Source organism: Sphingobium sp. PNB (assembly GCF_019873065.1).
Classification (GTDB): domain Bacteria; phylum Pseudomonadota; class Alphaproteobacteria; order Sphingomonadales; family Sphingomonadaceae; genus Sphingobium; species Sphingobium fuliginis.
Map to the genome: position 1 here is coordinate 1 of NZ_JAINEZ010000050.1, position 14,772 is coordinate 14,772.

At 59.4% G+C, this 14,772-nt stretch carries 6 protein-coding genes; all 6 read left to right on the plus strand.

The window, feature by feature from the left end; genetic code table 11:
• The first annotated feature begins 218 nt into the window (after positions 1–218).
• The 6 genes from K7W03_RS16560 (at position 219) to K7W03_RS16585 (ending at position 14,771) form a co-directional block, all read left to right on the plus strand.
• Positions 219–1,706 (plus strand): DUF2779 domain-containing protein, encoded by a 1,488-nt coding sequence (locus K7W03_RS16560; protein WP_031286274.1) that lies wholly within the window; start codon positions 219–221, stop codon positions 1,704–1,706.
• A 71-nt stretch (positions 1,707–1,777) separates the two neighbouring features.
• A complete protein-coding gene (locus K7W03_RS16565) occupies positions 1,778–3,010 on the plus strand; it encodes an exonuclease SbcCD subunit D (RefSeq protein WP_020819332.1) in 1,233 nt (410 codons plus the stop codon).
• Positions 3,010–6,717 carry an AAA family ATPase gene (locus tag K7W03_RS16570; protein WP_037445262.1) on the plus strand — a complete coding sequence of 1,236 codons (3,708 nt, stop codon included), beginning with the start codon at positions 3,010–3,012 and terminating at the stop codon, positions 6,715–6,717. Before K7W03_RS16565 ends, K7W03_RS16570 begins: the two co-directional genes overlap by 1 nt.
• Positions 6,718–7,075: 358 nt before the next feature.
• A complete protein-coding gene (locus tag K7W03_RS16575) occupies positions 7,076–10,084 on the plus strand; it encodes a BPTD_3080 family restriction endonuclease (protein WP_031286275.1) in 3,009 nt (1,002 codons plus the stop codon).
• A complete protein-coding gene (locus K7W03_RS16580) occupies positions 10,081–11,949 on the plus strand; it encodes a DUF262 domain-containing protein (RefSeq protein WP_020819336.1) in 1,869 nt (622 codons plus the stop codon). Before K7W03_RS16575 ends, K7W03_RS16580 begins: the two co-directional genes overlap by 4 nt.
• Complete coding sequence (locus tag K7W03_RS16585; RefSeq protein WP_037445260.1) at positions 11,949–14,771, plus strand: site-specific DNA-methyltransferase; 2,823 nt, start codon at positions 11,949–11,951, stop codon at positions 14,769–14,771. Before K7W03_RS16580 ends, K7W03_RS16585 begins: the two co-directional genes overlap by 1 nt.
• The last annotated feature ends 1 nt before the right edge of the window (position 14,772 follow it).

A 14,772-nucleotide genomic window follows, 5' to 3' on the forward strand; every position in this document is an offset into this window, starting at 1 on the left:
CTAACCCGGCACCATGAACCCGCCGCGACAATCTGTTCTCATCCTGATAGTCGCTGACCTCTCACCCAGATCGTCGCGCTATAGACGATGTTGCCGTCTCAGGCCCAGCCAACCGAAGCGACCATTTCTGTCGTACCGACGATGCATGGTTGAACCATGACGATCAGCTCTCCAAGATTTTTCAGCCCCCTCCTCAATCTCATCATGTGGGTGGCAGCATGAGCATCTCGCCGCGCCCGCATGGTCTATCGAAATCGAGGATCACCTACTTCGAGCAATGCCCGAAGCGGCTATGGCTATCGGTTCATCGCCCTGAACTCGCTGAAGACGATGAGGGCGCAGAAGCCTGGTTCGCTGCCGGGCACGAGGTTGGCGCGGCTGCCTGCTCGCTCTTGCCGGGCGGTGTCATGGTGGAGGCTGAGCCCGATCTGTCCGCTGCGTTGGCGACGACGAAGGCTTTGCTGGAGAACGGTCACGAGGATCCGATCTTCGAAGCCACCTTTCAGCATGATGGCGTTCTGGTGCGCGTCGATATCCTTGAGCCAAATGGCCTCGGTGGCTGGCACATGGCTGAGGTCAAAAGTTCGACGAAGCCCAGGGACTATCACACCAATGATCTGGCTACGCAGGTCTGGGTCGCCCGTGAAGCCGGTGTGCCCATCGACAGCGCGGCGATCCGCCATCTGGACTCCGATTTCGTCCTCAAACCTGATGGATCGCTCGAGGGGCTGTTTTTCGATAGCGACCTCACGTCCAACATCCAAGACCGCGTCGAAACGCGAGCCGCGGTGGTCGCAGCGGCACGCGAAACGCTCACTGGTAGCGAACCAAGCATCCTTCCTGGCCCCCATTGCAATGGGCTCCCGTGCAATTTCGCCACATATTGCGAAGCAGCGCTTCCTCCCGGCCCGGAATGGCCTGTGACCGTGCTTCCATACGGGGGCGGCAATCAGTGGCTAAAGCGCGGGGTCGAGGATCTTTTCGAGGTCGACCCTGCGGCGCTGACCAATCCGACCCATCAACGGGTGTTTCAAGCCACCTTAACCGGCGAGCCTGACCACAACGTTGAAGGCGCCCGATCCGCCATGTCGGATTGGGCCTTCCCCCGAACGTGGTTGGACTTTGAGACGATCGCATTCGCTATTCCGCGTTGGGTGGGCACCCGTCCATATCAACAGGTGCCGTTCCAGTTTTCCGCTCATATTGAAGCGGAGGATGGAAGCCTCCAGCACCATGAATTTCTGAGCCTGGACGGGGCGGACCCACGCAAGTCCTGTGCCGAAGCGCTGGTGACGATGATCCCCAGGTCGGGCGCGGTAGTCGCTTACAACGCTAGCTTTGAAAAGGGGCGCCTTCGCGAACTTGCTGACTTTTTTCCCGATCTGGCGGACGATCTCAATTCGATCATTGAGCGGGTCGTTGACCTTTTGCCGGTCACGCGCGCCAACTGGTATCACCGCGACCAGCGCGGCAGCTGGTCGATCAAGGCCGTTCTGCCCACAGTGGCCCCAGACCTTGATTATTCAGAGTTGGAGGTCAAAGACGGCGGGAACGCCCAAACCGCATATCTGGAGGCCATATCCCCCGCAACGACGGAAGACCGCCGAGCGGCACTCGATACGGCGCTACGAGCGTATTGCGGGCGGGACACAGAAGCCATGATCGTCCTTGCCAGACACCTCTGCCAGAGCGGAGATGGCTTCTAAGCCAACCCTGAACATCTCCCTCGCAATCGAGTTACGTCCATTTCTGTCGCCCATTTTGCGAAGCTCAACCCATGACCGAATCGATACCGGCCTTCCGACTGATCCATAGTTCTGACTGGCATATCGGGCATGAGCTTTTCAGCCATGAACGAGAGACAGAGCATGACGCATTTCTCTCCTGGCTCCTTGATCGTCTAATAGTCGAAGAAGCGGATCTGCTGCTCGTCACGGGCGACATATACGATGTGGCGAACCCGCCGGCGTCAGCCATGGCACGCCTTTATGCGTTTCTTCGGGATGCTACGACGCGCTGCCCTAATCTGCAGATCGTCATCATTGGCGGGAACCATGACAGCGCAGCGAGAATCAATCTACCTGCCGCACTTCTCGGACCTGGGCGTATTCACCTTGTGGGCTCCCTGCCCCGCGCAAATGGCGTGGCAGACCTCGATCGGTTGCTGATCCCGCTCACCGATCGGACGGGTAAGCCCGCAGCATGGTTGGCAGCCGTTCCCTACTGCCGGCCTGGAGATATGGGTCCTGGCGGGCTCCCAGAGTTGTACGCCAATGTTCTGACGGCGGGCGCTGCATCAGCAGACGGATTGCCTCTCATAGTGACCGGCCACCTTCACGTCGCGGAAGGGGACATCTCTGAACATTCAGAACGTCGAATCACCGTGGGCGGGGAGGAAGCCCAAGCCACAGCCCTTTTTGACGACCGAGCAACCTATGTTGCGCTTGGCCATCTTCACCGCCCTCAGATGATCAAGGGCGACACGCTGATCCGTTATGCGGGTTCGCCGTTCCCACTGTCCGCAACGGAAAGGCTCTACCGCCATTCAGTCAGCATAGTCGATCTGGCGCCGAGCGGCGCGAGCGTCCGAGAGGAAGAAATTCCCCGCCTCGTCCCCTTTCTGACGATCCCAGCCGACGGTCCAAAGCCGATCGGCGAGGTTGAGATCGAAATCCAGGGATTGGGCTTCGATCCCGATCTTCCTCGCGGGCTGCATCCGTTTGTGGAAGTTTCAGTCCTCGTTGATGGCCCTGAACCGAACCTACAAGCTCGAATCATGGCGGCGCTCGATGGGAAGGCTGTGCGGCTGACGCGCATTGCACGGATCTCGGCTCGTGAGGCCACCAACCAAGCCATCGCCGAGCGCGAGCTAGATCTGGCCGAACTCCTTCCTGATGCCGTTTTCGCAGAGCTGTTCGAGCGGGCTCACGGCAGCGAACCGCCGGACGATTTGAAGCAGGCGTTTCAAACCCTTCTCATCGAGACACAAACATCGAGGGAGGACGCCTAATGCGTGTCCTGTCAATCCGCGGCCGTAATCTCGCCAGCCTGAACGGCGACTTTGAAGTTGATTTCGAAGCCGAGCCACTGAGCGACGCCGGCATCTTTGCAATCACCGGCCCAACAGGCGCAGGGAAATCTACCCTGCTCGACGCGATGTGCCTGGCATTGTTCGATTCGGTACCACGTCTCGGCGCAGCACCGGCACGGGCCAAGTTCGAAACTGCCCAAGGTGACGAGCTGTCGGCCGGAGACCCAAGGGCCATCCTTCGGCATGGCTCAGGCGAGGGTTTCGCCGAGCTCGACTTTGTTGGGCGAGACGGAGAGCGCTACCGCGCCCGGTGGACCGTGCAGCGCGCTCGTCAGAAGACCGATGGCCGCATGCAGGCCACCCGGCACAACCTCACTCGCCTTGCTGACGGCGAGATCTTGGGTGGGACCAAAACTGAAACGCTAGCGGAGATTCACCGTCTCGTCGGTTTGTCCGCCGAGCAGTTTCGTCGGGCCGTCCTCCTGGCACAGGGCGATTTCGAGGCCTTCATCAAGGCTGACGATAACGAGCGCGCCCAGCTACTCGAACGGCTGACCGGGTCGCATATTTATGCGACTCTTGGCCGCGCAGCTCATGAAAAGGCAACGACACTCCGGGCCCAGCAGCAGGCAATCCTAGATCGCATTGAGGCGCAGAACGGCCTCGACGACGAAGCACGCCGGACGGCCGAAGAGCAGCACAGTGCCGCGAAGGACGTCGCGGAAAGAACCGCGGCTACGATTGGAGAACTCTCCAAAGCCGCTCGCTGGGAAAGCGATCGTACGGCCTTGGCCGACAAGGTGACGGAATGTGAGTTAGCCGTATCGACCGCGAACACTGTCCGCGAAGAAGCCGCCCCTCGGCATGAGACATTGCGCCTGCGTAAAGCCGCGTTCGCCCTCGCAGGAGAATGGACCGCCGTCCAGGATGCGGCCACGCTGGCGCAGGAAGCGCGCCAAACTGTTTTGGTGCGGCAAAGTGAACTTGAGCAGGCGAGCGAACGCGCGACACAGACGGCAGCTGAAGAAAGCCATGCAGCAGCTCGACTCCAGCTTGAGACGGAACGGGTCGCCGCTCAATCTCCTGAGATCGAAGAAGCCCGTGTGCTCGACCGGAAGCTGTCCGAAACAAACGCATCGCTTGATGGCATAGCAGGCGTCCGCGCTACGCGCGCGCAAGCCCTGTCCAGATGTCGGGAGCTTGAGCAGGCCGCCAACATCTCGTTGGCAGAGGCTGCAGAAACTCGTGACGGCCAGGCATCGTGGCTTGCGGCGAACGCCGGGCTTGCCACATTGGCTGCACAGGAGAAGGAACTCGCTGCAGAGCTCGTCGAGATCGCAGCCGTCGATATAACGCTGTCCAAACTTTCAGAGAGCGCAAAGGAAGCAGAGGCCTCCAAAATAGAGGCCAACGCCACATGGGAAGCCGCCAAGGCAGCGGAAGAGGGAACCGGCGCCGCTGCCACATGGGCTCGCAACATATTGGACGAGGCTAAGGCATCAGCACCATCCGATGCTGCCTTCTCAGCGCTCATTGAAAAACGGGATCGCCTGGGAGGTCTTTCTCCTCTCCTAGTAGACTGGAAGCATCAAGAAGCTCAGGTACAAACATCCCGTGACCTCCTAGTTCGTCTGCGCAGCAATCTCGATGACGCTAAGGCCGACCGCAAAGATCTGGTCGTCCGGCATTCCCAGGTCAGCTCCTCCCTTCCTATTCTGCGAGCGCAATTGCAGGAGGCACGGCGTGCCGGCGAGCTAGCCGAAACGGCCTCGGGCGAAGCGGCAATGCAACTTCGCGCCACGCTTGAGGATGGACAGGCCTGCCCGGTTTGCGGGGCGACCGAACACGCATTGAGTGCGATCGACTCGCTCTTGGGCCTACAGCTTCGGGAGCAGCGGGAGCGCATCGCCCAGCTGGACGCCTCACTGTCTTCAAAGACCGCTGAAGAGGCCGCTCTGGCCACAGGGATCCAGGCTACTGACCAGTCAATCCTCCGGCTGGACCACGACATAGAAAGTCAGACCGCTGCATTGGCTGCGGCCCGCAATAATGCCCAATCTGCCTTTGCAGTCCTGTCAGAAAAGTGCAGTTCGGTGGACCTTGATCCGGCCGGGCCGGACTTCGAAGCCACTCTGCAAAGCGAACTCGCCGCGCTGGATAAGCAGCGCGCTTCGATGACGGAGGCGAAGACCGCGGTCACGATCGCGCAGGTCGCGGATGAAAAGGCTCGAAACGAGTGGGAAAAATGCCGCGCAGCCTCCGGTCTCGCCGCTCAGACAGCGCGCGATATCGAACAGAAATTGAGCGGCATAGTGGAGCGACGATCGCACGCTACCGAAACACGAGATCGGCTCGCGCGATCGATCGACGCCAGGTTCGGCGGAAGCGCAGATTGGCGACAGTTACCTGACCCCGCAGCCTGGCTCGATGAATCTGCCGAGGCTTGGCGCGCCCACTCTGCTGAACATTCACGGCTTCTCGCCGCAATTCCGGGGCTGGAGAAATCGGTTGCTGACGCGCGTACAGAGACCGCCACAGCCGCCGCCCGGTTCGACGAAATCGAGTCTCAAGCTAAGGGGTGGGAGGAAGATCAGCTTCGGCAAACGGACGCTCGGAAAAGCCTGCTTGACGGCGACACGGTGGATATCGTCGTCGCTCGCAATGAAGCGGGCCTATCGCAGAGCCGCCGCGCTTTGGAAGTTGCCCAAGTAGAGGCCAGCAAGGCGCGAGAGCAGCAGGCGGGCGCAACAGCTCACAAAGAGTCCGCGGACCAAGAAGCAGAGCGCAGGATCAAGGACCATCTCGATCGCCAAGGTCGATTTCACGCGCGCCTTACTGAGTTGGCGATCGAAGAAGACGCCGTCGCCGACGCAGCTCGAGCGGGACAGGAGGCCATCGATCAGGAGGCTGCGGCTCTTGCCAACATCGACAGGGCCGCAGAACAGGCTGCTGCCCTCCTGACCCAACGACAGCAGGATCTGAGCCGCCACGATCAGACTGACCCTCCTTCCCTCTCTGGCGAAACCCTTGCCCAAGCAGTCAACGAAGCCAAACAAACTGACGAGACGGCCCAGCAGGCACTCCAAGATGCCCAGTTTGTCCTGCGCCGGGATGATGAGGTTCGGACGCAGACCACAAAGCTTCGTGCCGACTTGGAACGCGAGCGAGCCGCGGCACGGGTATGGCTCGCGCTTGATGAACTCATCGGCGATGCGACGGGCGCTCGGTTCCGGCGCTTTGCCCAAGGGCTAACGCTCGATCGCCTGCTGGCGCACGCAAATTTAAGGCTCAGCGATCTCAAACCTCGGTACGAACTGCAACGCGCTCCTGGTGGCGACATGCTTATCCAAGTCATTGACCATGACATGGCTGGCGAGATCCGCGGGGTACACAATCTTTCAGGCGGCGAGCGCTTCCTCATCAGCCTTGCCCTGGCACTCGGGCTTGCCGAGATGTCGACCGGCCGGGGCCTCAAGATCGAAAGCCTGTTCATCGATGAGGGATTTGGCGCGTTGGACGGCGCCAGCCTCGGCCAAGCCCTGTCCGTCCTAGAGCATCTTCATGCGACCGGGCGCCGAGTGGGCGTTATCAGCCATGTCGACGAGATAAAGGAACGGATCCCCGTGAAGATTGAGGTGACGCCCGTCGCACGAGGCCGTAGCGAGCTTACAGTAGTCAGCGCCTAATCAGACTCAAGTGCGAACCGCGCCTCAGACCGACTGCGACGACGTAGGACTAACCATGACAAATTTCAGTTGAGGCATTTCCTCGCAACTGGATGAATTCGCGGGGTGTGACGGCCGTTGCGATCAAGCGAGACAAAACTGACCGTAGGCAACTCCCGACCGCTGCGCGATGGCCAGCGGTTCGGCCCGGCACTTTTTCGCGCCGTGGTGCCCTTTCATAATCCACAGAAAGAAGGCGATCCGGTGATCAAATATTTCCAATTCTTCAGCAAGATGCTTGACGGAGACTGGTTCCGAAACCCATGCAGGACTAGGACCTGGGGGCAGGTGAATCGTGACGGTTTTAGGGGGCGTTGAGTTGAGTGAAGTCTTTTTTCAATCGCCTATTCTGAACTCGCCCTACGACGAACCGACTCGTCACTGGGAATTGGATGCAAACGGGCAGCCGACCAGCGTCGTCGTTTCCCGCCGCCGCCAGAGCGCCTTGGTGTCGCCCATCCCGAAGGCCAAAAAGGTTCGCGGCAAGGCGATCCAAGCCGATCTGCTCGCAGATGAAACGGGTCAGGAATACAACCCCACCGAGGTTATTAACGGCATCCGATCGGCGGTAGAGAGTTGGCGGACCCTGCCGGAAAGCCAATGGCAGGTTACGCCCACCACCGCGCGTTTGCTTCGCCATTGGCGCATGCACCCCTTCGCCAATCAGCGTCCCTTCTTCTGCCAGGTTGAAGCGGTGGAGACGGTGATCTGGCTGACTGAGGTGGCACCGCGATCATCGTCGCAGGGACGCCGATTCTGGACGCATCTGGAAGCCGCTAACGAAGCGGCTAATCCTGAACTCATGCGCATGGCGCTGAAACTCGCGACCGGCGCGGGCAAGACGACAGTCATGGCGATGCTGATCGCCTGGCAGACCCTCAATGCCGTACGTCACCCCCACGCTAAGCGCTTCTCCAAGGGCTTTCTGATCGTTGCACCGGGCATTACGATCAAAGATCGCCTGCGCGTCCTTCAGCCGAATGATCCGGACAGCTATTACGAAAGTCGCGAGATTGTCCCGGAGGACATGCTGCTCGACCTTGGTCGAGCAAAGATCGTCATCACCAATTATCACGCCTTCAAGAAGAAGGACGAGCTACCCCTCAACAAGGTGCAGCAGGCCGCGCTGCGCACCACCCCAAAGCCAGAGAGCGACGGGGCCATGATCCGGCGTGTGGCCGGTCAATTGATGGGCCTGAAGAACATCGTGGTCCTCAATGACGAGGCGCACCATTGCTATCGCGAACGCCCTCCTCTTCCGGGTGAGGAACTGAAAGGGGACGAACTGGCGGAAGCCAAGGAGAATAACGAAGCCGCCCGACTGTGGATCTCGGGCATCGAAGCGGTCAAGCGTGAGCTGGGCGTCTCGATGGTCTATGACCTCTCCGCCACACCCTTCTTCCTGCGTGGATCGGGCTATCGCGAAGGTTCGCTGTTTGGGTGGGTCATGTCGGATTTCAGCCTGATGGACGCGATCGAATGCGGCATCGTGAAACTTCCGCGCGTACCGGTCATGGACAATGTGCCAGGTGGCGACACGCCCATGTTCCGTAACCTGTGGGATCATATTGGAAAGCAGCTCCCGAAAAAAGGCCGAAGCAACGCCAAGGGCCTTGATCCCCAAAAGCTGCCGAACGAACTGCTGACCGCCATCGACGCTCTCTATGGCCACTATGAGAAAACCCACGCCCTCTGGCGGGACGCTGGCGTCGGCGTCGACCCGGTGTTCATCGTGGTATGCAACAACACCGCCACATCGAAGCTGGTCCATGATTACATCGCTGGCTACGAAATTGAGGATGCCGAAGGCAATGTGACGCCGGTCACGGGAAAGTGCGCCCTTTTCCGCAACTTTGATCCGGATGGCACGGCTCTACCGAAAATGCGTACGTTGCTGATCGACAGCCAGCAGCTTGAAAGTGGCGAATCGATCAGCACTGAGTTCCGGGACGCGGCCAAAGACGAGATCGCCCGATTCAAGGATGAACTGATCCAACGCACCGGCGACCGCGCCGCCGCCGAAAAGATTGATGACGCCGCTATCCTGCGCGAGGTGATGAACACTGTAGGAAGAAAAGGGCAGCTGGGCGAGCGCATTCGCTGCGTGGTATCCGTATCCATGCTGACCGAAGGCTGGGACGCCAATACCGTCACCCATGTGCTGGGCATTCGGGCCTTCGGAACGCAACTTCTATGTGAGCAGGTCATTGGCAGAGCCCTCCGGCGCCAATCCTATCAGATCCAGCCTGACGGGCACTTCGCTGTTGAATATGCGGACGTGCTCGGTATCCCCTTCGACTTTACCGCACAACCCGTCGTTGCTGCACCGAAGCGGCCGGAAAATATGGAGCGGGTGCATGCCATCAGTCCCGCGCGCGATGGATCGGAAATCCGATACCCCCGTGTTGAAGGATATCGCACTGAATTACCGAGCGAACGTCTGTCAGCGGCATTCTCCCAAGACTCCTCGCTCGAGCTGACCCCAGAATTGGTCGGAGCGACCGAAACCATCAACTCTGGCATCATTGGCGAGACGGCTGACCTCACGATCGAGCACCTTGCCGACACGCGCGCAGCAACGATCCACCTAAAGCTCGCCGAATGGATCGTGAAACGGAAGATGACCAACGCCGGGGAACGGCCCAATGTCGGCCTGATCATCCAGATGAAGTCGATCGTGCGACAATGGATGGCCGAATACCTTGTCCTGGCCGGCGGCACTCAGCCCGCTCAGCTTCTCTATTACAACATCGCGGATCGCGTGGCTGACCGGATCATGGCAGCTATCACTCGTGGCCAGGAAGGCGGCGGGCGCATCCTCGCCATGCTCGACCCGTATAATCGCGAAGGCAGCACCCGCCACGTCAGCTTCATGACCAGTAAGGATCGCTATGAGACGGGTGATCGCTGCCACATCAATTATGCGGTGATCGACAGCGATTGGGAGGCGGAATTCTGCCGGGTCGCTGACAAACACCCGCGCGTCCGGGCATGGGTAAAAAACCACAATCTCGGTTTCGAGGTCCCGTATAGCGCAGGCGGCGAAGCGCGTCGGTATCGGCCGGACTTTATCTTGCGCGTTGATGATGGATGTGGTGCCGACGATCCGCTCAACGTCGTCGTGGAGATCAAGGGCGCCCGCGACGAAGACGACAAGGACAAGGCGGAAACTATGCGGACCCTGTGGGTGCCGGGCGTTAACGCGCTCACTGAGCACGGTCGCTGGGGATATGCAGAATTTACCGATGTTTGGACCATCGCCACCGAGTTCGCGGCGAAGGTGGAAGCATGGCTTGATGAAATGACAATGGGTGGGGTGAACGCATGAGCTTCGATACGACCAAGACCAGCCTGAAAGAGCTGCTGGGCCATATCCATGACGGAAAGCTGCAACTGCCCGAATTTCAGCGTGACTATGTCTGGAATGAGGGCGACGTTCGGTCGTTGCTGGAAAGCATCGCCAAGGGGTTTCCGGTCGGTGCGCTGCTAACGCTCGAACGGGGCGGCTCAATCGAATTCAAACCGCGCGGGATCGAAGGAACCTCGGTCGCTTCGATCGCGCCGGAGCATCTACTGCTGGATGGACAGCAGCGGATGACCTCCCTTTACAAGACGATCTATTCCAAGGAGCCGGCGCGGGTCCGCACCGCCAAGGGCCAAGTGGTCGAACGCTATTTTTATCTGAGTATCGAAGGCGCTTTGGAGCCGATGGCCGATATTGAGGCAGCGATCGAGATGGTGCCGCCCGATCGCATCCGAATGATTAATTTCGGCAAGGATGTGGAACTCGATCTTTCCACAGCTGAGCGGGAATATGAGCAGATGCTGTTCCCGCTCAACCAGACGCTTGACCCACTCACCTGGATCTTGGGCTGCATCAGTCATTGGAGTGCCAAGGGCGAACAGCGGATGGAGGAAATCCAGCGCTTCCAGAACGAAGTGCTGAACCGCATCCAGTCATACGCGATGCCGGTCATCAAACTGTCGAAAGACAATAGCAGGGAAGCTGTCTGCACCGTCTTTGAAAAGGTGAATGTCGGTGGCAAGAAGCTAGACGCATTCGAATTGGTCACGGCAATCTACGCTGCGGCGGGATTTGACCTCCGAGAAGATTGGGCCGGTACGCAGCGCAAGCATGGCCGCCTCGGTCGGTTGCGGGAAAAGGTGCCGTCAAAGGGCGTTTTTGCAGACTTGGCGTCTACGGATTTCCTGCAAGCCTGCACCGTCCTGCATACCCGCGAACTGCGTTTACAAGCTGCCGCAAACGGGGCCACTGGCAAAGATGTGCCCGCGATCACCTGTACCCGCGAGGCGTTATTAGGCCTTCCTCTCGCGGCTTACCAAAAGCATGCGGACGCGGTTGAGGCTGGCTTCATCGAGGTCGCCAAATTTTTGAACGAGCAGAAAATCCTCTGGGGTCGCGACGTGCCGTATCCTCCACAAATGGTTTCGCTCGCCGCAACCTGTGCATTGCTGCCGTCGCATCTTCGTAACGCCGCGGCCCTGAACAAGCTGGCGCAATGGTATTGGGCAGGCGTGTTGGGAGAGTTTTACGGCTCAGCGACCGAGACGAAGATTGCGCGCGACGTGCCGGACCTCCTCGCTTGGTTGGAAGGCGGCCCGGTTCCTCGCACCGTGGGCGATACATCGTTTCAGGCGAGGCGGCTAGATACACTCCGATCGCGCCTCTCAGCTGCCTATAAGGGATTTCACGCTCTCTTGATGCGGAGCGGCTGCCGTGACTTCATCACTGGCAAGGGCGTGGAGACGATGACCGTCTACGCAGACGCGCTGGACATCCACCATATTTTCCCTCGGGCATGGTGCGAAAAGGAGGGAATACCTCCGCAGCGCTATAACAGCATCATCAACAAGACCGCACTGTCGAAGGGAACCAACATCGCCATCGGCGGCAATGCGCCCAGCGTCTATCTCGCCCGCATTGAGGAAAAACATGGCCTTTCCCCCGACGCACTCGACGACATTCTCCGGTCGCATCTGATCGAACCCACGACGCTCCGCGCTGACGATTTCGAAGGCTTCTGGAAAGCGCGCAAAGTTGCGTTGGCTGAGCTTGCCGCTGGGGCCCAAGGCAAACCAGTGCCGTTCAGTGAAGACGAACCCATGGAGGGTTACGCGGACGATGACGGCCTGACTCTCGATGAAGAAGATGTAATTGAGGAAGTCGCCTGATGGCCAAGAAGCCGCTTACCGTTGAAACGCTTACCCACGATGAGGCGACGCGGCTCAACGCGCCGACGGCGGAGCTTGAGGCGTTCGTGCCGCCGGAGGTTAAGACGCCGATCCGCGCTGCCTATGAGCGGCGCAACCCAGATCTGGACCCGCAGCTCGTCTGGCGCGGCAAGGATGTCGCCGACTGGTCCGACCTGATCGTAGAGGCGCCGCCGCTCTACATTCAGGAGAAGATCCACCCCAAGGCGCTGGTGGAAGACCTGAAGCGCGCATCCATGCGCCGCCATGAACCCGAGGACGCCCCAGACCTCTTCGCCGACTTCAATGGGATCGATCCAGCCCAGCGCACAGAATTTTATGAGCATGACCAGCATTGGTCGAACCGCATGATTCTCGGCGATGGCCTTAAGGTGATGGCGAGCCTAGCTGAACGCGAAGCGCTCAAGGGACAGGTGCAGTGCATCTATATCGACCCGCCCTATGGAATCGAGTTTAACTCCAACTTCCAGTGGAGCACCACCAGCCGCGATGTAAAGGACGGTAAAGCCGACCATCTCACCCGCGAGCCGGAGCAAGTGAAGGCGTTCCGCGACACATGGGCGGACGGCATCCATAGCTACCTGACCTATTTGCGTGACCGGCTGACGGTAGCACGAGATCTTCTTGTCGAAAGCGGGTCGGTGTTCGTCCAGATCGGCCCTGACAACGTCCATAGGCTTCGCGCCCTTATGGACGAAGTGTTCGGCTCCGAAAATTTGATGTCGATGATTAGCTATCGCACCAGCAGTCCGCTGGGAGCGAGCGGACTGCCGACCGTATGTGATTTCATACTCTGGTATGCAAAATCAAAAGATCAAGTAAAATACAGGCAACTCCTCAATTTCAAAGGTACCGGAGACGGAAGTGAATACACGTGGGCGATGCGAAATGACGGAACACCGCGCCGCCTCACCAATGAAGAGCTGATAAATCCTGCTCTCGTTCCAGATGGCGACGATGTTTTCGCCAGAGGAGCCTTGTATTCTTCTGGTTTTACACCGACTTGCGTATATCCTTTCACGTTTCAAGGCGAAAATTTTGAAACTTCGAAAAAGAGCTGGAGAACCAATCGCAGCGGCATGGAAACATTGATCAAGGCAAATCGCCTTATAAAGATTGGAAAACTTCCATATTACGTCCAGAGGCACTCAGACTTTCCAGTTCAGCCTTATAATAATCTGTGGACAGATACGCGAGCTGCCCTAGGAAAGCAGTATGTCGTCGAAACTTCGGCAAATGTAGTTCAGCGCTGCATTCTGATGACGACTGACCCCGGAGACCTTGTCCTCGATCCCACGTGCGGATCGGGCACCACCGCGTATGTCGCTGAGCAATGGGGCCGACGCTGGATCACGATAGACACCAGCCGCGTCGCGCTGGCGCTTGCCCGCGCGCGGATCATGGGGGCGCGCTATTCTTGGTATCTGCTGGCCGACAGCCGCGAAGGCCAGATGAAGGAGGGCGAAGTGACGCGCTCCGTCCCCGCAAATGCACCCACCTACGGCCGTATTCGGCAGGGCTTCGTCTATAAGCGCGTGCCGCACATCACGCTCAAGTCTATCGCCAACAATGCCGAAATCGATACAATCTGGGCAGCGCATCAGGGAATGCTTGAGCCTCTGCGTGCGGCTTTAAATGAGGCGCTGGGCACGGCTTGGGAAGAATGGCAAATCCCGCGCGAACTCGAGATAGATAAGGCTGGCATTCCACATGGGGGCGGTGAGGGCTTCGTAACAGTTGGCGCCTTGCATGCGCGATGGTGGAAAACGCGCATCGCCCTTCAGAAGGAGATCGACGCCTCCATCGCCGCCAACGCGGACACAGAATATCTCTATGACCAGCCCTATGAGGACAAGAGCCGCGTCCGAGTGGCCGGACCCTTCACGGTCGAGAGTTTGTCGCCCCATCGCGTCCCCGCAATGGATGTGGACGACAGTCTGTTCGACGAACTGGAAGCTGCCGAGGGTCGGCGTCAGGCTGGCGCAGCAACCGAAAGCGCCGACTTTGCCGCGATGGTGCTGGAAAATCTCAAACGATCTGGTGTGCAGCAACCGCACAAGGCCGACAGGCTAGTCTTCTCCTCGCTGAAACCCTGGCCCGGCCGCTTCATCTGCGCCGAGGGCGCGGTGCGGCAGGCGAGCGAGGGCGAGAGCGACACGCTGGCCGACAGCCCCACCCGCCGCGCCGCCATTCTGATCGGCCCAGAATATGGCACCGTCGCGCGTGCCGACCTGACCGCCGCCGCGCGCGAGGCGATGGAGGCGGGCTTCGACCTGCTGATAGCTGCCTCCTTCAACTTCGATGCCCATGCGTCGGAGTTCGACCGGATGGGCGCGCTCACCGTATTGCAGGCCCGGATCAACCCCGACCTACACATGCCGGATCTCGCCAACACCGGCGCAGGCAACCTGTTTACCGTCTTCGGCGAACCGGACATTCAGGTGCATGAGGAACCCGACGGCTGCATCAGCATCGAAGTGGCCGGCGTCGACATGTATAAGGGCGGCGAGATCGTCAGCGGCGATGCCGATGACATCGCCGTCTGGTTCATCGACACCGACTATAGTTATGAGAGCTTCTTCGTCCGCCACGCTTATTTCCCTGGCGCGAACGATCCCTACAAGGCGCTGAAAACGACGCTGAAGGCAGAGATCGACGCCGACGCCTGGGAAAGCCTGAAGCGCATAAGGTCGAGGCCGTTCCCCAAGCCCAAGGGGGGCAAGGTAGCGGTAAAGGTGATCAACCACCTCGGAGATGAGGTGATGAAGGTGGTGGGGGTATGAT